We start from the raw sequence: 21,317 nt of genomic DNA, 5'->3' as shown, positions 1-21,317 counted from the left end.
AAGGTCATACCCTCGTCTAAGCTTTTTAGTACTTGTTTACGAAAATCTAATGAGTAAGTCATGGTCTTTATGATAGCAATTAGGTTTGATAATTAGTTTATAACACTTTTAAGTGGGATTGGTTATATCATCAAGCAGCATGCAAAAAACCGCACCTTTATAGGATGCGGTTTTTGTCATTTAACTACTACTGCGTAGCTATAATCAAAATAAGAACAAATAGATTAATTGGTTGGGTCTACCGCAGTACCTTGGGTAGCATCATCGCCATCTGGTAACAAATCGTCATTATTACTGTCTAATGGGTTCATATCTGGATCTAGCGAATCACTGTTTATCATCATGCCATCATTGGCGCTGACCACTTCGTCATTGACCATAAATTCAATACGGCGATTGCGGAAGCGACCTTGTTCGGTTGAATTATCCGCGATTGGTTCTGATTCGCCCATGCCTTTGGTAGTTAGTTTACTGGCATCAACCCCTTTAGACACTAGATATGCTTTCACCGACTCAGCACGCTCCTGAGACAGCTCCATATTATAGGTATCAGAGGCTTGACTGTCCGTATGACCGACAATCATCAACTTCATATCAGGTACGTTATGGATGATTTCTGCAGCACGGTCTAGCAGCGCCTTATTGACTTCAGGTATAACCGCTTCATCTACTTGGAAGTTAATCACCTGAATACTTAAAGCGCGAGCAACATCACGTGGATCTGGATTATCACCCAGATTGGTCATCGCCACATCTGCAGCAGCCAGACTGTCGTCAATCTCGCCTTGTAAGTCTAATGGACCTTCAGCTTGCACGGTCATAGCAGGAGCAGCTGCTTGTAAATCAGCAACCAATTTGTCCAATGCGGCTTTATCAGGAGCATTGACAGTGATGTTATCACCTTTAATAATCATACTCGCGTTCGGTACATTTTTGATAATTGGTAATATCGTAGCCAATTGAGCGGATGCTGGCATATCTACTGCAAAGTTATCATCAACGTCAGCACGGCATTTATTGGCTTCGTCACCAAATGCACCAGTCAAAGCATTCATAACATTGGTTTGTAGTGTCTCATCACCTACGCTCATACGACAAGCATACAGCTCGCTATTTTCACCAGTTGCGATACTCAGTGATGCAGGCTCAATCGCGCCTGCAACCGCTAGTGCCTCATTACTTTGCACCCCTTGCTGCACTGTAGCCGCTGGTGTTGCTACAGGCTCAGGGTTTTCTTGGCAGCCTCTGAGTAGTGCCCAAGCCAATGCACCTAAGATAATCAAACCAATAATAGGTAGCAGCGCTTTCATAAAGCTCTCTTTTGGCTCTTCTTCTTTTTGTAATGGCGCTGTACTAGTGGTATCAGAAATTGGTGTGCCAGCCGTAGTAGAAGTGGCAGCGACTGCACTAGCAGGCAAAACAGTACCCGCCCATGCAGGGATATGATGCTGGTAACTATTTAGGTTATCATTCAAGAATTGTGGAACGGGCGTGGTACCAGCTAAGCTTTTTATCTCATGAAAAGCCAGTGGCGCTGCCATCGCAATCAGACCACGTGAAGCGGTTGCATCGACATTGTGTTTGCCTGCCAATTCGCGAGAGATTTGGTCGCGGTGTGCTCCTTCTGTCCATACACGGTCATAAAAAGCATTGTCGTCACGGGCGATGTTTTCATTGGCAAAGCGGCTAAAAGTATCGTTGTCTGCAAGACGAGCAGCAAAAATGGCATAAAACTGTTCTAGTAGATTTTTCTTAGCTGGGCTACGGTCATCTTCCAATACGGCTGGGCTGACGGTGCGTGTCAAATGGCTAATAATATCCATAATATGGCTCTCCCCTTAATTTTTATTTATATCATTCGTTTGCTCAAAAAGCAGCTATATCATTCTTTTGTATTCAATCGTTATAGTATTAGATAGTCATGGTAGCGATAAATTCATCAAACTACTCTATTTGGTTTTGATTATTATAAAATTCTTAAGCTGCTATTCACAGTCTGTACGTTGTTGTGCAAATGATACAGTAAGTAATGTTTCGGTTGGCACACGTAACTGTAGCCAAGCTACATGAAAAAATAGGCCATATAAAAAGACACGCCATATGAAACAGCGTGCCTTATAAAAACTACCTAACTTGAGCTGGTTCAGCAACGATAACCGTATTTGCCATCTCATCCACTTCTGAAGGTGAAAAAGGGCCTGGCGGTCTGGTCGTTTGATTATTCGAAGGAAAGTTGTTGGGAATATTACTTGCGCCATTGGTAGACAGATTGTTAGGCGCATTATTAAAGCTATTATTATTGTTAGGTAAAGGAGTTGGTATTACACGATCTCCAGTATCATCATCTGATGCTTGGTATTCGCCAGAGTTACTATTTACCCCATTATTATTGTATTGATTATTAATCCCCGGCCCATCATCTACAAACTGATTATTTGCGTTTGCCATGTTGTTCGTAGCATCACCAATGTTACTATTATCAGGCAATAGCAGTGGCGCTGTACTTTCGACTACCATCGCTGGTACTAAGTTGCGTACTTCCGTGACCAGTTTTTGCAGCAGCATATTGTCTGGCGCCTCCAGTGTGAGACGGTCATTTTGCATATGCAAACGTGCAAATGGTGTTGATCGTAGCATCGTCAATACATTTGGCAGTGTCTCCGCAGGCATATTAGCGATTGTAATTGCTACCCCATCCTGTATGTTTAATTCACAAATACTTGCCTGCTCACCAAAGCTTGTATTAAGCGCCTGTTGCAACGTGCTTTGCAGTGCAGCATCGCCAACGGTCGCACTACAAGTGTACAAGTTGCCGCCATTGTCTACACCGACAATAAGCTCAACGGGAGTCGTTGTTGGTACAGGAGGCACGGGTGCTGGCGGTGGTTCGACAGGTGCTATGGCCACAGGTTCTACTGGTATTTCATTATTGGGTTTCACTAATAATGCCCATGCTGCTAGTGCAAGCGCAGCTAGAGCTACTATCAATAAAAACACACGTATTAGTAAATCGTTTCGTTGATTACGAGTGCGCACTTGTGCACGCTTTAAGTTACTATTCTCTGCCAAATGGTAGGCTGCCGGATTGGCATGAATAGCATCACTACTGGCAATCGTATTGTCATCTAGGGCTTCAGTGCCTACGCGCTCAGCAGTTGATATTTGCTCTATACTTTCTGCATCATTATTCGTTATTGGTGCGACTATTCCAGTATCTAAAGTAGTGCCATCATTTCTATTCGATATATCGTCACTTACTGGCGAATGCACTGGCACATGGTCATCATCTGAATTAAAGCTTGTTTGTACTTGCTGATTTACGCCTTGAGTAGCCGTAATCACAGCGGCTGCCCAGATAGGTAAATATGGACGTAAAGCAGCCTGTTTTTCTTGTAAAAATGCTGGCAAAAACTGCCCATTGGCCAATACTTTTAGCTCACGATATGCCAACGGGGCGGCACTAATTAGTAGTTGCTCAGTTGTCTGTTCATCAATGTGATGGGTGGCTGACAATTCTTGGACAATAGTATCTTGCAGACTTTTATCTTGCCATATTTGTTCAAATAGAGGGCTTTCATTATTGCTGCTAGTAATAATTTGATCAGTACGCAGCAGCTGTGAGTAGACCTGTGGCACCGCTAGGCGCGCGGCCAAAACAGCATAAAACTGTTCAAGTAAACTGACATAAGCAACATTATTGCTGTCATCATTACCAATTACCGCTGGGGTTACTGTGTGTTCTAGCTGGTCAATAATGTTCATAATCCACTGCCTCCATCAGCCTTATTTGAATGTGCAAAATTAAGCACTTATTTTATTTTTATCCATGCCACTTGTGTATTTTGCTTCTTTGTCTAAAAGATTGCTTGCAGCGCGGATGAATGAACACTACTCTCGTCTTTAACCTTGCTCCAAAAATTTCACTTATGTTGCATGGTACACTGCTACATTATTCACTATAACCGCATAAAAAAGCATCGTTTTGTCACACAATAGGTATTCGCGTTATCGCAACTGCTGTTAGTATTAGTCTATTGCTTATGGTTAGTACTTAATACGGATCAGACGTCAAATTTATTTTTACTCAGCCCTAACGCTTAGGCTTTGAATATTGTCACTTGTAGCTTGTCATTTGTAACATTGTCACATATCAGGCACAGCCTAAGGATTTTCATTTGTTAAATCATACGACGCTTATTATCATTATTACCGTTATTGTCAGCTTATTAGCTTGGCAAAACAAGACACTATTTAATCGACTGATCTTCTATCCGCCAGCCGTCAACAATGGGCAATGGGATCGCTTTGTGACCCATGGTTTTATTCATGCTGATAGTATGCATCTGCTATTCAACATGTTTACTTTGTATTTCTTTGGGCGTGCTATTGAAGGACTGTATCAGCCGTTTTTATTTGGCTACGGTTTTGTAGTTTTTTATGTGTTGGCAATTATCGTTGCCATGATTCCAAGTTACGTGAAAAATAAGAACAACGCCAGTTATTTAAGTTTAGGCGCATCAGGCGGCGTATCGGCTGTGCTATTTGCTTTTATTTTGCTAGCACCATGGGAGAGAATTTACCTTTTTGCCGTGATTCCTATTCCTGCGATACTATTTGCCGTCGCTTATATATTTTATAGTATCTATGCTGATCGACGCGGTGGTTCAAATATCAATCATATGGCTCATATGTGGGGCGGCGCATTTGGCGTTATCGCCACGATCGTTTTGGAACCAAAAGTACTACCGCACTTTATCAATGCGTTGCTATCACCGGGATTTTAGACATTTTTACGTATAATAAAGCTAGCACTTTAAAGACTGCAATATTTTATAAACTCCATTTTGCGCAGGGTACACTTCTACATTGGAGATTTAGTAATACATTATGATTATAGATATTATCGGTGATATACATGGTTATGCAGACAAACTGGTCGGTCTGCTGCATCAGTTGGGCTATGAGCATAACGGTCAGCATTTCGTGCCACCAACAGGTCACAGGGCGTTGTTCATCGGCGATTTGATCGATCGTGGTTCGCAGCAACTAGCTACACTGGAAATTGTCTTTGCAATGCTAGATGCTGATGTAGCCGATGTAGTAATGGGCAACCATGAATATAATGCGTTGGCATATGCCACGCGCGATCCTGATAATACTAGCCAGTATTTACGCTCGCACAATGATATCCACAGACGCCAACACGAGGCGTTTTTGGCAGAGATACCATTTGGCTCAGAGCAACATGAGTACTGGTTGCAGCGTTTATACGAAATTCCATTATGGATTGAGACCGACTATGCGTGTTTTGTGCATGCTTGCTGGGATACAGATAGCATGGCGATACTAAAGCCCCTTCTGACTGATGATAACTGTCTGACTCCAGCAGGTTTAATCGCAACGGCTAAAGAAGATACCATCGCCTTTGACGCTTTAGAACGAGTACTAAAAGGGGTTGAAACGGGCTTACCTGATGGTATTGTGATGGTAGACAAAGAAGGTACCGAACGTACGCGAGTGCGAGTACGTTGGTGGCTAGATGAGCTTAATACACGCACACTTCGTGAAGTGTCTCGTGCTCCATCGTCCGCATTGGCACAAATTCCGCCTGATGCGTTGGCTGAAAATATTGACTTTGAATTAAAAACTCATAAACCTGTGTTTGTCGGGCACTATTGGCTCACTGGCACACCTGAGCCACTCAGTCCACAAGTTGCCTGTACTGACTACTCTGCTGCAGTAGATAGCGGCTATCTAACATGCTATCAACTGGATACCGAACAACCATTACCATTGACGGTCAATCACTTCGTTCAGTATTATCATGATGAAAAGCATATATAAAGTCATGATATCAATGCGATTAACACCATGTATATACTAAAAGTCAAACTTGGCTTTACGAGTGTAGCAAAATTTTTGTATGATGGTCTTTTTGAGGATATCCAATCATGAGCACCACGAATACTGCTGCTAACCAGAACGGTCCAATCACCTCCCCTGCTGGTCAGCCAAAAGTCGGCATCATCATGGGTTCGCAGTCTGACTGGGCAACTATGAGTGCTGCTGCGCAATTGCTTGCAGACTTTGACATTGCTTTTGATTGTGAAGTGGTCTCTGCACACCGTACGCCTGATAGATTATTTGATTATGCCAAAAGCGCAAAAGATAATGGTCTACAAGTCATCATTGCTGGTGCAGGCGGTGCCGCTCACCTGCCAGGTATGTGTGCCAGCCAAACGCCGCTACCTGTCTTTGGTGTCCCTGTAAAGTCATCTATGCTGAGCGGTTGGGATAGTTTACTATCTATCGTACAAATGCCAAAAGGCGTCGCTGTTGGTACTTTGGCGATTGGTGCTGCTGGTGCTTATAACGCTGCCCTACTTGCAATTCAAGTATTAGCATTGCATGATGATACGATTGCTACTAAGCTCGACCAAATGCGCCAAGCTCAAACTGAGACTATTCTTGCTAGCCCAACACCAGGTATTATCAATCCTTAGGTAGATATAAGTCGATCGGCTCTTATAGCAGAGTCTTTTAGATTGAAGGCTTAACGATTGAAGCTATCAATATATACTTTTAAGAAATTCCGATTAGAGATAAGGTGCATACAGTGCACCTTTTCCTATTTTCACCCATTGAGTTTTAGATTTTAATAGACCAGACACCTTATTCACTTTTATTCAAAGAGCCTGCCATGACTACAGCAAACGCTTATCCTGTTACCCAAACCATTCGTACCATCGGTATTTTAGGCGGTGGTCAGCTTGGTATGATGCTTGCCGAAGCCGCCATGCCATTGGGTTACCAATGCGTATTTTTAGAAGACAATCCAGAATGTCCTGCCAGCCTATACGGTCGTGTCTTTCATAGTGATCAATTAGAAGACTTTATCGCAGCAGCGGATGTCTTTACGTTAGAGTTTGAAAACACGCCAACGTCTACTGTTGAGCAACTGGTTAGCTTGTCAAAATCTGGCAGCAAGCAAGGCATGTTCCCACCATTGATTGCGCTTGATATCGCTCAAGATCGTCTAAAAGAAAAGCAGATGTTCAACACGCTTGATATCGCAACCGTGCCATTTATGGAAGTAAATTCTGAAGCTGAGCTCAAGCATGCTTGTAAAGAATTAGGACTGCCTATCGTTCTAAAAACCAGCCGAGGTGGTTACGATGGTAAGGGGCAGTTCGTTATCAGGCAAGACAGTGATATTAAAGCTGCTTGGCTAGATCTAAAAGACGCTGTCAGCGGTAAAGGCTCACTTACGCCAACACCTGCGCCGTTAATTGCTGAAGGTTTTATTAATTTTAGCCGTGAAGTCTCTATTATTGCAGCAAGAGCGCAAAATGGTCAGGTACGCTGTTACGATTTGGTCGAAAACCATCATCACAACGGTATATTGGCCAAAACTCAAGCACCTGCTGTTGGCACGAGTCACCTGTTTCAACAAGCAACAGATGCTATCACCAAAGTAATGAACCATTTGGACTATGTCGGCGTTATGGCGCTTGAATTGTTCGTCACCAAAGATGCTCGCGGTCATAACGCAATATTGGCGAATGAGATCGCACCACGGGTCCACAACTCTGGACACTGGAGTATCGAAGGCGCTATTACCAGCCAGTTTGAGAACCATATCCGTGCCGTGGTTAATTTGCCATTAGGCGATACAGATAACGTGCATCCTGCGATTATGGTAAATGTGCTGGGTCAATATCCTGATATCAGTGCAGTGTTAAATATCGATGGCGCTCATTATCATAGCTATCATAAGGCTGAGCGTGACGATCGTAAGATTGCTCATATCACCTTAATGCCTAATGACGTGACTGATTTAGAACCTGCTATGGCAAAACTGGTTGCTATCTTGCCAAACAAGGTTGGTCTAGATAAAGAATATGCAAGCGTGGATACTCAGCCTAGTAAAGCAGATGTCGATGTTAAGATTAATGCTAAAAACAGTACTCAGAACAGTGTTCAAAATGATGCCACAGCTGATGTTCTAGACAATAAAGACAGCCAAGCAGATAGCCTGTCTGCTCCTTCAGCAAAATCTGAGAAGGCCAATAAATAATGCAGATTTGGGTGGACGCAGACTCGGTACCATTGATTGCCAAAGATTTGATTATTAAAACGGCTGAACGTACCAAGACCATGACTATATTTGTGGCCAATCAGCCGATTAAGTTACGCAAATCGCCCTTACTTGTTATGACTGTCGTGCCATCAGGGTTCGACAAAGCGGATGATTATATCGTCGAGCAGATACAGGCTGGTGACTTGGCTATCACTAGCGACATTCCTTTGGCCAATGACATTTTGGATAAAGGTGGTATGGTATTGACGACGCGCGGTGTGGTCTACGATAAAAACAACATCAAGCAGAAGCTCAATATGCGCGACTTTATGGATACTATGCGCGGTACTGGTGTCCTAGAGTTGCAGGAAATGAGCGGTCAGAAACCCTACGGTGATCGAGATAAAAAAGCCTTTGCCGATGGTCTCAATCGCTTGGTTCGTTAGTGCTTTTTATCGTTTTATCTGACGCCTACCCATCCTGTCTTCTATTAAGTAACATTATCTAGCCAACGTTTGCTTCCTTGCAAACTGTATACACTCTATAACCAAACACTATTCAATCAGCACGCTTTATAACGAAGCGTGCTACCTATCTTTGTTACTCTATATTCAGTTTTTAAGATAAATAAACTTACTGAATAATTCAAAAAATAGCATTTAAATAAGAATAGGAATGATTATGAAAATTTTAGTCGTTGGTGCAAGTGGTCGAGTGGGCGGTGATTTGGTTAAGCAGTTATTGGCTGATGATCATCAAGTTATTGGCACGACTCGTCAGAAAGAAAAGCTATTTGATAATGATAATTACACTCAGCTAGATTTAGACATTACAGCCAGCAAAGACTCTATTGAAAAACAACTGGATCAGGACATTGAAGCTGTTTACTTTGTTGCAGGATCTGGTGGCAAAAACGTCCTAGAAGTTGACTTGCACGGTGCTGTAAAAACAATGCAGGCTGCACAAGATAAAGGTATTAAACGTTATATTATGCTGAGTTCAGTCTTTTCATTAGAAACTGACAAATGGGATGAAAACCCAGGTATTGCAGATCTAAAAGAATACTACATCTCTAAACACTACGCCGATCACTGGTTAGTGAACAACAGCTCACTTGATTACACTATCGTACAGCCAGGCGCACTAAAAGAACGCGCTGGTACAGGCAAAATCACTATTAATGATACCAGCTCTGGTGAGAATGCAATCGAAGATGTAGCCACAACGCTAGCCGCGGTGCTAACCGCAGATAACACCATAGGCAAAGTCTTCAATCTACACAATGGCGACATTGATATCAATGAAGCAGTTGCTACCGTATAAATAAGTTTAGTATTACTAAAATTGGTTGTATCTGCTAAATTTTAGAAGCAGCCAATACAAAAGGTCGTTGTCGATTCGCCAATATCTAATTGGTAAATCGGCAACGGCCTTTTTATTACGTATTTAAATCACTGATAATTGAAAAGATTCACATCCAATTATGCTTGCCCACTGGGAAAAGGAATGACTTCTTCCAAGCTGCTTGCACCTGTCAACACCATTAGCAATCTATCCATACCGACTGCGATACCGCTACATGGCATCAAATCATTGGAGGCAGCTAATAGATGCTCATCGATTGGCATTTGAGGTAGATTATGACGCGCGCGCAATTGATTGTCTTGTTCAAAACGGTCACGCAATGCTTGACCATCTGCTAGCTCATCATAAGCATTGGCAATTTCAATGCCATTAATATACAGCTCAAAACGTTTCGCAATTTTATTACCGTCTTTGTCCATAGCTATCTTCGCTAGTGCAGCGGTCGCAGGTGGATACTCTATAATTAATGTCGGCAAATCATGACCTAGATTTGGCTCTACGGCATGACTGAATAACAAATCTAACCAGCTCTGACGACGGTTTTCTTCACTGTCTTCAGCATTATTAAAATTAAATCCTGTCAAACCCATATCTTCTGCTACGGCTTGCAATGCAGTTAAACTCGCTGTCAACGGATGTATGCCAACATAATCCATAAAGGCATCGACATAGCGATAATGACTCATCACAACAGAATGACCATAAAGCGCTTCTAACAACTCATTAAGTTCAGTTGCTATCTCGTCCAGACTATAATTCGGTTGATACCATTCAAGCATCGTAAATTCAATATTATGACGCGCGCCTATCTCGTTATCACGAAAGACAGGACAAATCTGATAAATAGGTACTTGCCAGCTGGCTAATAAACGCTTCATTGCAAACTCAGGCGAGGTATGCAGATAATAAGTGCGCGGACGGTCTTGATAGGTCACATGAGCTGCTACAGACTGCAAAAAAGTGTCTGTGTTGCCTGCTTGGGATAATAGCGGTGTCTGCACTTCTAGCACTTGTCGACTGGTAAAAAACTGACGAATATTGCTAATGAATTGCGCGCGTTGTTGTGCCATCGCAAGTGTCATGGTTGGTGCGTAGCTAGGCTTAGAAGTAATAGGCTGCGAAGAAATGTTATTTACTTGAGTCATTGGGCTCTACTGCGACTGATGAATAATTGGTTGCTCAGTATCTTGTTTAATTAAAACTGCCACTCACGGCGCAGGTGGTAGTCACGTCTCAGACCGTCGAAATCAGCACCATTTACTTGCCCATCAACTGCTTTATTTCGCAACGAGGCATCATCCTGCATAATGTTATAAAACTTTGGCAGTCTATCCGGATATGATTTTAATTCAGACCATAGGAACATATTTAGCGGTAGCAGATTGGACATAGATTGAGTTGGAGGTATCGATAATTTTTCACACAAGACATCATAAATAGTTTGTGTGCCACGCAGCTTACCTTCTAGCGTATAGCCAGCGATATGCGGTGTGGCAATAGCAAGTTTGGATAGTAAGCTTGCTGCGACTTCTGGCTCATGCTCAAACACATCTAGCACCACTTGTCGTCCAGTATGCTCAATGTCTGCTTTAATTGCGCCTTCTTCGATCACAGGCCCGCGCGCACTATTAATTAACATCGTATCGACAGGCATCATTGCTAATGCAGCTGCGTTGATAAGGTGACGTGTTGGGTAATCACTACCTTTAGGATTCGTCGCATTCTTTTCATTTGTCAAAGGTACATGCAGACTGATCACGTCACTTTGGCTAAGTACCTGCTCAAGACTAGCATTGTTAGTTTTAGAGGCTGGTAACAAGGGATCATAACCTAGCACCTGCCAACCCAAATCATAGGCATATTGAGCAAGTGTACTACCGATATTACCAAGACCAATGATACCTAATGTTAATAACGCTGACTGCTGCCAATACTGCGGACGCAAAGTGAAAACAGCCGTCAATACATATTGAGCCACAGAATGCTTGCTACAACCAGCCGCATTGGCAAAAGTGATATTGCGAGACGCTAGATAATCCTGATCTACATGGTCGGTACCAATAGTCGCAGACCCAACAAACTGTACACTGTTATTATCAACCAGTAGCGCTTCGTCTACTTTCGTCACCGAGCGTATTAACAGTACATTTGGCTGCACATCAGCAAGTAGCGCGGCATCGATATCTCGACCAGCGACAGTGATAATTTTAACCCTATGCTCAGTCAGCTGACCTAGCATAGAATCATTAAAAAAATCATTCAGACTGGCGATATTGCTGTCCGCTAAAATAGTGATATTTTTAATTGCATTTAATTTATCGATCTTATTATTCGTCGATTCTGCCATATTCTCATTCGTCATTATTCATCGTCTCTGTCGATAATTTTTTACATCGTATTTGCTAGCGATTCATTATTCTGGTTCGTGCACAGGATCTATCGCACGAGAGTCAGAAAGCATCACCTCTTGCTGAGCAAATATCTCATTCTTATGCTGTGATATCCACTCGCGCCATACCGCAAGCCCGATGGCCAACACGACAGGTCCAATAAATAAACCGACAAAGCCGAACGCTGTTAGACCACCCAGTACACCAATAAAAATAATGATAAAAGGAATCTTGGTCGCGCCGCTAATGACGATAGGACGAATCAAGTTATCTACCCAGCTAATCACCAGTACACCCCACAGTGCCAAACCAATACCTTCTGCAGTATGCCCTTGACTCAATAGCCAAATCGACACACCTCCCCAAACGAATGGTGTGCCGAATGGAATCAAGGCAATAATAAACGTGACAATGGTCAATAAGATAGGACTTGGCGCACCAGCGAAGTAATAGCCGATACCAGCCAATAGTGCCTGAGCCAATGCCGTCAGCCCAATGCCGTATACCACAGCGCGCGTAGTTGTACCCACAGAATCGATGTAACCATCAATGCGATTACCGATGATGTTACGCAGCGCTTGACGAATCTGCCGAACCAGACTGGTGCCATCTCGGTAAAAGAAGAAGAGCGTCATTAACGCCATACCGAGTTTGGCCAAACTACTGAACACCACATCAAATGCTATTTTGCCATAATATAAATGCGACTGAACCCAAATGCGAAAAGCTTCTAGCGTCCCTTCTGGGTTTTTATTGATACGCCATAGTACGTCTTTTACTTGCTGACCGATGATAGGCAAATCTTTGAGAGAGTCAGGCACATCTAAGTAACCTACCTTGATACGGTAAATCAAATTACTGATTAAACTCAAAGCTTCTTGCTGCAAGATAAATACACCGATGACCAATGGCACGCCTATTATCAGTGAGATGCTCACCGTCATAATAGCGGCGCTAAAGTCTGGGCTTAGTTTTACCTTTTCATGGAAGAAATTATAGATAGGAAAAGTCACATAGGCCAAAATCGCTGCCCACAGCGCTGGTACAATAAAAAACTGCACCACTTGAAAACACAATACGAATAGCACCACTAGCAACGTAATTGCTAATAAGCGCTGAATAATAAATTCTTTTGTCCAGTTTTCAATCATAGCGTATAAACCAAAAGCGGACAGCAAATGATAATTTTGCTGGCGAGTTTATAAATGTGTGATGAATATCAGCTCTTAGACACTGTCTGTAAGCCATATCCATTAGCGAGAGTTGCGAGTCGTACAAAAAAGCATTGCGTCGGACTTATGGAGTCACATGACGATTAAGTAATATGACTGCTAAATAGTATGACGATTAAATAGTGTGACTGTGTTCAGTTCCATACTACAAATTTATAGCCATTTATTATCATAGATAAAATAATAAAAATGCAGCTAGCACACTTTATTATGCAATAAAGCGTGTGAATTATATAACGCGTTGTTGTAATCTTTACTTACAACTTTGTCTATGCAAGCTTACTAGATGACGACGATAATGACTAGCGCATAATGCATGAATTTAGTGTGTAAAAATGATGTCTTGAAAACTGCTTTTATGTTCAGCTTTTAAACTGTTATCTTATAAGGGAATCCACTGGTGCGTTCTATTTGTCGCGACAATTGATGTTATACTAAAGCAATTATTTTAAGCTTTTCAGTGTAGTTAAGTTTATTTGCACATGTTTATTTACATCGTCGTACAGACATTAAGTCCTCTGAGACAGATTTCAACACCCGCTTATATCGTCTTCTTTTAGACTATTATAAGTTCTAATTTTAGGGTGTCGCTATTACTTAGAGTGAGTTACTTGAGCAAAATCATAAGTCTTTTATACAGGCTTATATAAGATTTAGACTCAGCGTATCAGCTCAATATTTGAGCTTGATATGTAAGAACGCAGTTTTGAGTTAATTTCGGATTTACTTTGATTTTATTTGAAATCAATACAGACACACCAAATTTTAATAATATATCGATAGGAACAATAACAATGTCAAAAGACACTGATAACCCCAACTCTAACACCTCAAACGAAGCCAGTAAGACCAATAAACCACAAGATACTGTCACTTTTGCTTTAGCTCAATCACATTTTTTGGTCGGTGATATCGCAACCAACGTCGAAAAAATGCGTACCCTAGCATTACAAGCACGCGAACAAGGTGCTGACGTAATCGTATTCCCAGAGCTAGCTCTGTTAGGTTACCCTCCACAAGATTTATTGCTACGTCCAAGCTTATCAGGTCGCGTCAAAAGCGCTTTATCTACTTTGAGTGATATTGATGATATCGTCATGATTGTCGGCTATCCACATGTCGATCATCACGGTACTTTTAACTCTGCTGCCATCCTGCATAATGGTCATCAAAAAGGCTTTTATCATAAGCAAATTTTGCCAAATTATGGCGTGTTTGATGAGCGTCGCTACTTCGATAAAGGTCGCAATCAAGTTTTATTTGACTATAAAGGTATTACTATTGGTCTGCTTATCTGTGAAGATTTGTGGGAAAAAGGGCCTATCTCTGAGCTTAAAAAGCAAGGTGCTGATTTAATCGTAAGCTTAAACGCGTCACCTTTTGAGATTGAAAAGCAAGACAATCGTAAAACCATGCTCGCCAAGCGTAGCCGTGAAAACAAACTACCTATCGTCTATGTCAACGCAGTGGGCGGGCAAGACGATCTCGTGTTTGATGGTGGCTCTATGGCTGTACAAGCTGACGGTAGCATTGCCCATGAAGCGCCGCGCTTTATGAACCAGTTGCTACTGGCCACGTTAGATGTGAAAACTGCGAAGTTTAACGAGCAGACAAAAGCGCCTCTAACCTTGAGCCGTGAATCTGAAATGTATCAGGCGTTAGTCGTCGGTCTACGCGACTATGTCAACCATTCAGGATTCTCTGGCATTATTGTCGGGTTATCAGGTGGTATTGACTCAGCATTGACGCTCTGTATCGCTGTTGACGCGTTAGGCGCTGATAAGGTATATGCGGTCATGATGCCATACGAGTATACCTCTCAAATCAGTCTAGAAGATGCTCAAGCACAGGCACGTCGCTTAAATGTTTCTTACACCGTTTGTCCTATTTTTGACGCTGTCGAAGGCATCCGTCATACGCTAGCACCGTTATTCAATAAATCGCCAGCGGACACGACCGAAGAAAACATCCAAGCGCGCGCTCGCGGTGTTATTTTAATGGCATTGTCCAATAAATTCGGTCATTTAGTTATTACGACTGGTAACAAGTCAGAATTGGCAGTTGGTTACTCAACGCTATATGGCGACATGGCTGGTGGCTTTGACGTACTAAAAGACGTATATAAGTCTCAAGTTTATAAATTAGCGAGCTATCGCAACCGTTTAGAAGATACGCCTGTTATTCCTGAGCGTGTTATTACTCGTCCGCCATCAGCTGAATTACGTCCAGATCAAAAAGATCAAGACAGCTTGCCTGACTACGATGTATTAGATGGTATCTTGACGTCATATATCGATGAAGATATGGGCTATCAAGAAATTATTGATAAAGGCTTCGATGCTGAGATGGTCGCTAAAGTCATCAAAATGGTAGACAACAGCGAATACAAACGCTTGCAATCTCCTATCGGCACTAAGATTAGCCATAAAGCTTTTGGGCGTGAGCGCCGTTATCCATTGGTCAATAAGTGGTCAATCAAAGGTTAATTACTACACACCTCTCAATTTCTACTGTCTATGAGTTGAGAGGTACTAGTTAGCCAGTTTTACAAGATATCGAATTTTTACTATTAGCTGGGTGCTTACTCAGCTTTTTTGGTTTTTATCCATCAAAAATTTTTACACCTAACCATATTCTTTTCCACACAGTTTCACTAACTATTTTGCCTCAATTATCTTTATTTCTTTTTCGAGTACGTCATGAGTTTGCTAACCGCTAGTATCTTTCTTCTTTTACTGCTTGCCTTAAGTACCTTTGTCTCTGCTGCTGAGATTGCCATTGCCGCAGGCCGCAAAATCAAGCTCCAAATTATGGCAAAAGAAGGCGATGTTCGCGCACTTGATGTGCTCAATATGCAAGAGCATCCTGGTAGCTTTATCACCGTCGTACAAATAGTGCTAAATGCGGTCGCTATTTCAGCTGGTGCCGTGGGTGAATCGGCCATTAGCCCTTATCTCGAGCAGTTATTAAATAGTGAAACGATAGCATCAGTTATATCGTTTGTACTTATCACGAGTTTGTTTTCACTACTTGCCGACCTAATGCCTAGGCGTTTGGCCATGTCAAACGCTGAGACGATAGCGGTACGGCTCGTACGCCCGATGATGTTGTTGATATTTATACTAAAGCCTATTATATGGGTGTTCGATGGGGCTGCAAATATCCTGTTTAAGCTTTTTGGCATCTCGACCATACGTCAAGATGATATGACACCAGAAGATATTTATGCAGTGATGGATGCTGGTGCCGAAGCGGGTGTACTAAAGAAGCAAGAGCATCACTTGATCGAAAACATCTTTGATATGCAGGAGCGTACCGTCACCTCAGTGATGAATCCTCGAGAAAATATCGTTTACTTTGATACCAAGACAAGTACCGAAGAAGTCGTGAATATCATGATTGAGCAGCCCCACAATAAATTTTTGGTCTGCCATGATGACGATTTAGAGCATATCGTTGGTTATGTAGAATCTCGTAGCTTTTTGGCTTTGGTTTTGAACCAACAAGAAGTTAGCTTAACGAACAAAACTCTATTGAAGCCAGCACTTTTCGTGCCTGATACTTTGTCTCTATTTGAAGTATTAGAGATGTTTAAATCTACTGGCGCTGATTTTGCGGTAATTGTGAATGAATATGCCCTAGTCGTTGGTGTTATCACCTTAAAGGACGTGATGAGCATTGTAATGGGTGAGTTGGTAACGCTCGAGGAACAGCCTATTGTCCAGCGCACTGACAACTCGTGGCTAATCGATGGCATGACCCCTATCGAAGATGTAATTCGTGCATTAGATATCGTCGACTTACCACGAAGTCAAAATTACGAGACTATCAGTGGATTTATGATGTATATGCTCCGAAAAATCCCTAAAAAGACCGACACGATTGAGTATGCTAATTATCGATTTGAGATTATCGCAACTGATAATCTTAAAATTACACAGATGCTAGTCACCAAATTAGAAGATGTCCTTTAATTTACTAGCTAGTTAAAGAATGCTTAATTAGCCCATTGACATTGTTTTAAGCACGTTGACCAAAGATAGCGGTTCCGACACGTACCATCGTTGTGCCGCTTTCTATCGCTTCTGCCATATCACCACTCATACCCATACTAAGCGTATCCCAACCACTTAACTCTGGATGGTCAGCTTTAATCTCTTCAAACAACTGCTTAGTTCGAGCAAAGGCATCCGTATTTGCCTTAGCAGGAATAATCATCAGACCACGTAGCTGTAGACGCTCGTAGCCTTTTATCGCTGTTATCAGCTCTGGCAACTGGGCTGGCAAACATCCGGATTTGCTATCTTCGTTATCGATATTTAATTGGATCAGCACATTCAATGGTGGCAGGTCAGCTGGTCGTTGGTCATTCAATCGTTTGGCGATGATATCGCGCTCAACAGTTTGTACCCAATCAAAGTGCTCTGCAATGTCACGTGTCTTATTACGTTGAATACTACCGATATAATGCCAAACGATACTCTTGCCTACAGGTTGAGCTTTAAGAGCAGCAATTTTTTCGATGGCTTCTTGTAGATAGTTTTCACCAAAATCACGCTGTCCTTGTTCTGCTAAAGTTGCAATCATATCGGCAGGTTTCGTTTTCGAAACAGCCAGCAGCATAACATTATCAGCCTGTCTGTCAGCATGATCACACGCTTGCTTCATCTGCTTACTAACTTGTTGCCAGTTATCGATAAGTGTCACTTCATCAATATTGCCATTCATTTCCTTCATATTTTGCCCTTACTGCTTGATTAATTTTTTGAGATTTTTTTCTGCAATTTTTATTATAAAAAAAAACATAACTATCCGATTTTTAAAAGTAAATTGAAAATAATTTCTATAAGAATTATTTTAAAACGATCCAGTTCTATTTTTTCTTAATTTAGTAGATGGTTAAATACTCATAGTCTTGTTATGATATTGTTACATGCTTTAACATATGCTGCTGAATATGCTAGTGATGGTAAAGACCTGTACTGGTGAGCTTCTTATCATCTTTTATTATATTAAGGTTATCGATAAATAGTTTACCACGTACTTTTATAGTGTTTTGTCTTACCTAGACTAAGTGATAGGAATATCAAATTATGGCTGAAAAAAATAATCTTAATATCGAAGACTTGCTGCGCTTTACCGTTAAGCATAAGGCGTCAGATTTACATATTTCAGCGGGTATGCCGGCAATGATACGTGTTGATGGTGAAATGACCCGTATCAATATGCCAGAGATGACCCATCAGGTCGTGCATCAGCTTATTTATGACATCATGAATGATAAGCAACGTGCTGACTTTGAAGAGTTTTTTGAAACGGATTTTTCTTTTGAAATTCCTAATCTAGCACGTTTTCGTGTCAACGCTTTTAATCAAAACCGCGGTGCAGGTGCTGTATTTCGTACCATTCCTTCCAAAGTATTAACGATGGAAGACTTAGGTATGGGCGATGTTTTTAGACGCGTTTCAGACTTTAAGCGTGGTGTGGTATTGGTCACGGGCCCAACAGGTTCAGGTAAGTCAACAACACTTGCAGCGATGATTGATTATATTAACGAAAGCCGTAAAGAGCATATTTTAACTATTGAAGATCCGATTGAATTTGTACATCAATCTAAAAAAAGCTTGATCAATCAGCGTGAAGTACACCGTGATACTTTGGGTTTTGAGCCAGCACTGCGCTCTGCCCTACGTGAAGATCCCGATGTAATCTTGGTAGGTGAGCTACGTGACCTTGAGACCATCCGTTTGGCATTGACGGCAGCAGAGACTGGTCACTTAGTGTTCGGCACCTTGCATACCAGCTCAGCGGCTAAAACAATTGACCGTGTTATTGATGTATTCCCAGCTGCTGAAAAAGATATGATTCGTGCGATGCTGTCAGAATCATTGCAAGCTGTTATTTCACAGACCCTGTTACGTCGTCAAGCGGGTGGACGTATAGCCGCCCATGAAATCATGATAGGTACCCCTGCTATCCGTAACTTGATACGTGAGAACAAAATCGCTCAGATGTATTCTGCTATCCAAACGGGTGCAGGTGATGGCATGATTACCCTCGATCAGACGTTAAAGAACTTGGTAAGTAAGGGAACCATTAGTAAAGATGTTGCTCGTCCTTATGCCAAGCAGCCTGAGGCATTTTTATAGTACTGACAGACAGTATTGACAGATACCACTAAAAATAACAAACAACTTATGGTCTCTGTAATTACTTTCTTACTTTTTACTGACGTATTTGAAATATGATTTTAATTGACTTACATCTGGTATAGGTGCGATATGGACATTGATAAACTATTACAGTTGATGATCAGCAAAAATGGCTCTGACCTTTTTATTACTGCTGACGTAGCGCCTTCCATGAAAGTGAATGGAAAAATTTTACCTGTCGGTAGGACACCTTTGAGTGCTGAGCAAACCATGAGATTGGTCAAAGGTGTAATGACACCAAGCCAGCAAAAAGAGTTTGAAGAAACCAACGAATGTCAATTTGCCATCTCTGATGAAGCACAACAAGCTCGTTTTCGAGTCAGTGCATTTATACAGCGTGATATGGCAGGAATGATTTTAAGGAAAATTGAAAATAATATTCCAACGGTTGAAGAGTTACGTTTACCGCCAGCGCTAAAAGAGTTGGCCATGAAAAAACGCGGTATTATTCTATTAGTTGGCGCAACAGGTACAGGTAAATCTACTACCCTTGCGGCAATGATAGGACATCGCAATCAAAACTCTCATGGTCATATCATTACGATAGAAGACCCTATTGAATTTGTCCATAAACATCGCGGCTGTATTATTACCCAGCGTGAAGTTGGTATCGATACCCATTCATTTGAAGCAGGCCTAAAAAACACGCTACGCCAAGCACCCGATGTTATCTTAATCGGAGAGATTCGTAACCGTGAAGTCATGAGTTATGCTATTCAGTATGCTGAGACAGGCCATCTAGTGTTTGCAACGTTGCACGCAAACAATGCCAACCAAGCAATTGATCGTATCATTCACTTCTTTGAAACCAATCGCCATAACCAGTTATTTATGGATTTGTCGTTGAACCTGCAAGCTATTATCGCGCAGCAACTTATCCCCACACCTGATGGTAAAGGGCGACGCGCTGCTATTGAGATTTTGCTAAATTCGCAGCTGATTAGTGACTATATCCGTAAAGGAGAAGTCCATGAAATCAAAGATGTGATGACACGCTCACGAGACAGTGGCATGCAAACCTTTGATCAGGCACTTTTTGATTTGTATGAACAAGGAGAGATAACGTATAAAGAAGCGATTTTACATGCCGACTCTCCTAATGATCTACGCCTAAAAATTAAGCTCAGTAGCAAAAACGGCAAGGCTAATTTAGATGAAGGTGCTGATAGTTTATCGTTAGATGTGAGCTAAATTATTGCGCTTTCTAGGCATAATAGACATATAAAAAGAAACCCTCGTTATAAATAACGAGGGTTTTTTACTGTTCAATATCGTAGTACTAGTAGAAATAAGCGTTTCTACTAGTACGCTAGACAATTATTTCGCGCTATCTCTACAGGCTTGATCCGCACAAATGCCATATAGCACGAGAGAATGCCCAGACAGTTTAAAGCCATGTTTTTCTGCTACTTTTAGTTGCTCTTCTTCGATGACTTCATTATGAAACTCTATAATCTTGCCACACACATCACAAACTAGGTGATCGTGATGCTCTTCTTGGGTAATCTCAAATACAGATAGATTGTTTTCGAAGTTATGACGCTCAACAATACCTGCTTGTTCAAACTGTGTCAGTACACGATAGACAGTGGCAAGACCTACATCTTCACCTTGCTCGATAAGCGCCTTATACACTTCTTCTGCACTCATGTGGTGCAGCTCTGCGCTTTCTAATAGCTCTAAAATTTTGATACGAGGTAACGTGACCTTGAGTCCTGCTCTACGTAAATCTTGATTGGTAAAAGAAGCCATAATATCCCTTTTGACTGTGACAGCCTTAACAAATAGAAAATATGAGATAAATAATCAACAAAGATTATTTTTATTTAATATAAAGTAAATGATTAATAATAAACTGATAAAACTTACGCAGACATCTCTCTTATTATTTTCTAAATATCGAGATGCAAGCCTATGAATTTAAAATATAATTAATCTAACTATTCAGATTGTGTTTGGTAAATAATGTCGTAAGTGGTAGGCAATTGCAAGTAAATGACGTATCATTTGTCCAAGATTGTCGGTCAGACTGGTACGA

Annotated in this window: 17 protein-coding genes; 10 read left to right on the top strand and 7 right to left on the bottom strand. The window is 41.5% G+C overall.

Going from position 1 to position 21,317, the window contains the following annotated elements; all coding sequences use genetic code 11:
• Positions 1-224: 224 nt before the first annotated feature.
• The gene (locus tag JMX91_RS08495; RefSeq protein WP_201548570.1) at positions 225-1,823 is read right to left on the bottom strand and encodes an OmpA family protein; all 1,599 of its coding nucleotides are present in this window, start codon (positions 1,821-1,823) and stop codon (positions 225-227) included.
• Positions 1,824-2,124: 301 nt separating this feature from the next.
• Entirely contained in the window at positions 2,125-3,762 is a 1,638-nt protein-coding gene (locus JMX91_RS08490; RefSeq protein ID WP_201548568.1) for a hypothetical protein, read from the bottom strand.
• 413 nt (positions 3,763-4,175) lie between these two features.
• On the opposite strand from JMX91_RS08490, the gene JMX91_RS08485 reads away from it, so the two are divergent.
• The 6 genes from JMX91_RS08485 (at position 4,176) to JMX91_RS08460 (ending at position 9,403) form a co-directional block, all read left to right on the top strand.
• The gene (locus JMX91_RS08485) at positions 4,176-4,784 is read left to right on the top strand and encodes a rhomboid family intramembrane serine protease (protein ID WP_165598370.1); all 609 of its coding nucleotides are present in this window, start codon (positions 4,176-4,178) and stop codon (positions 4,782-4,784) included.
• A gap of 103 nt (positions 4,785-4,887) precedes the next feature.
• On the top strand, positions 4,888-5,844 hold the full coding sequence (locus JMX91_RS08480; RefSeq protein ID WP_201548566.1) for a metallophosphoesterase: 957 nt from the start codon (positions 4,888-4,890) through the stop codon (positions 5,842-5,844).
• A gap of 107 nt (positions 5,845-5,951) precedes the next feature.
• Complete coding sequence (gene purE, locus JMX91_RS08475) at positions 5,952-6,503, top strand: 5-(carboxyamino)imidazole ribonucleotide mutase (RefSeq protein ID WP_201548564.1); 552 nt, start codon at positions 5,952-5,954, stop codon at positions 6,501-6,503.
• A gap of 197 nt (positions 6,504-6,700) precedes the next feature.
• A complete protein-coding gene (locus tag JMX91_RS08470; RefSeq protein WP_201548562.1) occupies positions 6,701-8,077 on the top strand; it encodes a 5-(carboxyamino)imidazole ribonucleotide synthase in 1,377 nt (458 codons plus the stop codon).
• Positions 8,077-8,526, top strand: a complete 450-nt coding sequence (locus JMX91_RS08465) for a DUF188 domain-containing protein (RefSeq protein ID WP_201548560.1) — start codon at positions 8,077-8,079, stop codon at positions 8,524-8,526. The genes JMX91_RS08470 and JMX91_RS08465 overlap by 1 nt, the downstream gene beginning before the upstream one ends.
• A 235-nt stretch (positions 8,527-8,761) precedes the next feature.
• On the top strand, positions 8,762-9,403 hold the full coding sequence (locus JMX91_RS08460; RefSeq protein WP_201548558.1) for an NAD(P)H-binding protein: 642 nt from the start codon (positions 8,762-8,764) through the stop codon (positions 9,401-9,403).
• A 158-nt stretch (positions 9,404-9,561) separates the two neighbouring features.
• On the opposite strand, the gene epmA is transcribed toward JMX91_RS08460, so the two are convergent.
• The 3 genes from epmA to JMX91_RS08445 all read right to left on the bottom strand — a co-directional run bounded on the left by epmA (position 9,562) and on the right by JMX91_RS08445 (position 12,986).
• Entirely contained in the window at positions 9,562-10,590 is a 1,029-nt protein-coding gene (epmA, locus tag JMX91_RS08455) for an EF-P lysine aminoacylase EpmA (RefSeq protein WP_201548556.1), read from the bottom strand.
• Between the two features lie 50 nt (positions 10,591-10,640).
• Positions 10,641-11,750 carry a 4-phosphoerythronate dehydrogenase gene (locus JMX91_RS08450; RefSeq protein WP_201548583.1) on the bottom strand — a complete coding sequence of 370 codons (1,110 nt, stop codon included), beginning with the start codon at positions 11,748-11,750 and terminating at the stop codon, positions 10,641-10,643.
• 108 nt (positions 11,751-11,858) lie between these two features.
• A complete protein-coding gene (locus tag JMX91_RS08445) occupies positions 11,859-12,986 on the bottom strand; it encodes an AI-2E family transporter (RefSeq protein WP_201548554.1) in 1,128 nt (375 codons plus the stop codon).
• Positions 12,987-13,861: 875 nt separating this feature from the next.
• Here JMX91_RS08445 and JMX91_RS08440 point away from each other — a divergent pair.
• Together JMX91_RS08440 and JMX91_RS08435 are read left to right on the top strand one after the other, a co-directional pair.
• On the top strand, positions 13,862-15,553 hold the full coding sequence (locus JMX91_RS08440) for an NAD+ synthase (RefSeq protein ID WP_201548552.1): 1,692 nt from the start codon (positions 13,862-13,864) through the stop codon (positions 15,551-15,553).
• Between the two features lie 213 nt (positions 15,554-15,766).
• A complete protein-coding gene (locus tag JMX91_RS08435; RefSeq protein ID WP_201548550.1) occupies positions 15,767-17,041 on the top strand; it encodes a hemolysin family protein in 1,275 nt (424 codons plus the stop codon).
• Positions 17,042-17,087: 46 nt separating this feature from the next.
• Here JMX91_RS08435 and JMX91_RS08430 read toward each other — a convergent pair whose 3' ends face one another.
• On the bottom strand, positions 17,088-17,804 hold the full coding sequence (locus tag JMX91_RS08430; RefSeq protein ID WP_201548548.1) for a YggS family pyridoxal phosphate-dependent enzyme: 717 nt from the start codon (positions 17,802-17,804) through the stop codon (positions 17,088-17,090).
• Positions 17,805-18,160: 356 nt separating this feature from the next.
• Here JMX91_RS08430 and JMX91_RS08425 point away from each other — a divergent pair, with 356 nt between their 5' ends.
• Positions 18,161-19,216 (top strand): type IV pilus twitching motility protein PilT, encoded by a 1,056-nt coding sequence (locus JMX91_RS08425; RefSeq protein WP_057758253.1) that lies wholly within the window; start codon positions 18,161-18,163, stop codon positions 19,214-19,216.
• Positions 19,217-19,348: 132 nt separating this feature from the next.
• Entirely contained in the window at positions 19,349-20,470 is a 1,122-nt protein-coding gene (locus JMX91_RS08420; RefSeq protein WP_201548546.1) for a PilT/PilU family type 4a pilus ATPase, read from the top strand.
• A gap of 126 nt (positions 20,471-20,596) precedes the next feature.
• Here the strand turns inward: JMX91_RS08420 and fur are convergent, their stop codons facing one another.
• On the bottom strand, positions 20,597-21,031 hold the full coding sequence (fur, locus tag JMX91_RS08415; protein WP_057758249.1) for a ferric iron uptake transcriptional regulator: 435 nt from the start codon (positions 21,029-21,031) through the stop codon (positions 20,597-20,599).
• Between the last annotated feature and the right edge of the window lie 286 nt (positions 21,032-21,317).

The sequence above is a fragment of the Psychrobacter sp. Pi2-1 genome (assembly GCF_904846645.1).
Classification (GTDB): Bacteria; Pseudomonadota; Gammaproteobacteria; order Pseudomonadales; family Moraxellaceae; genus Psychrobacter.
Note: the sequence above shows the minus strand (reverse complement) of the source record. Positions and strands in the feature narration are given on the sequence as shown.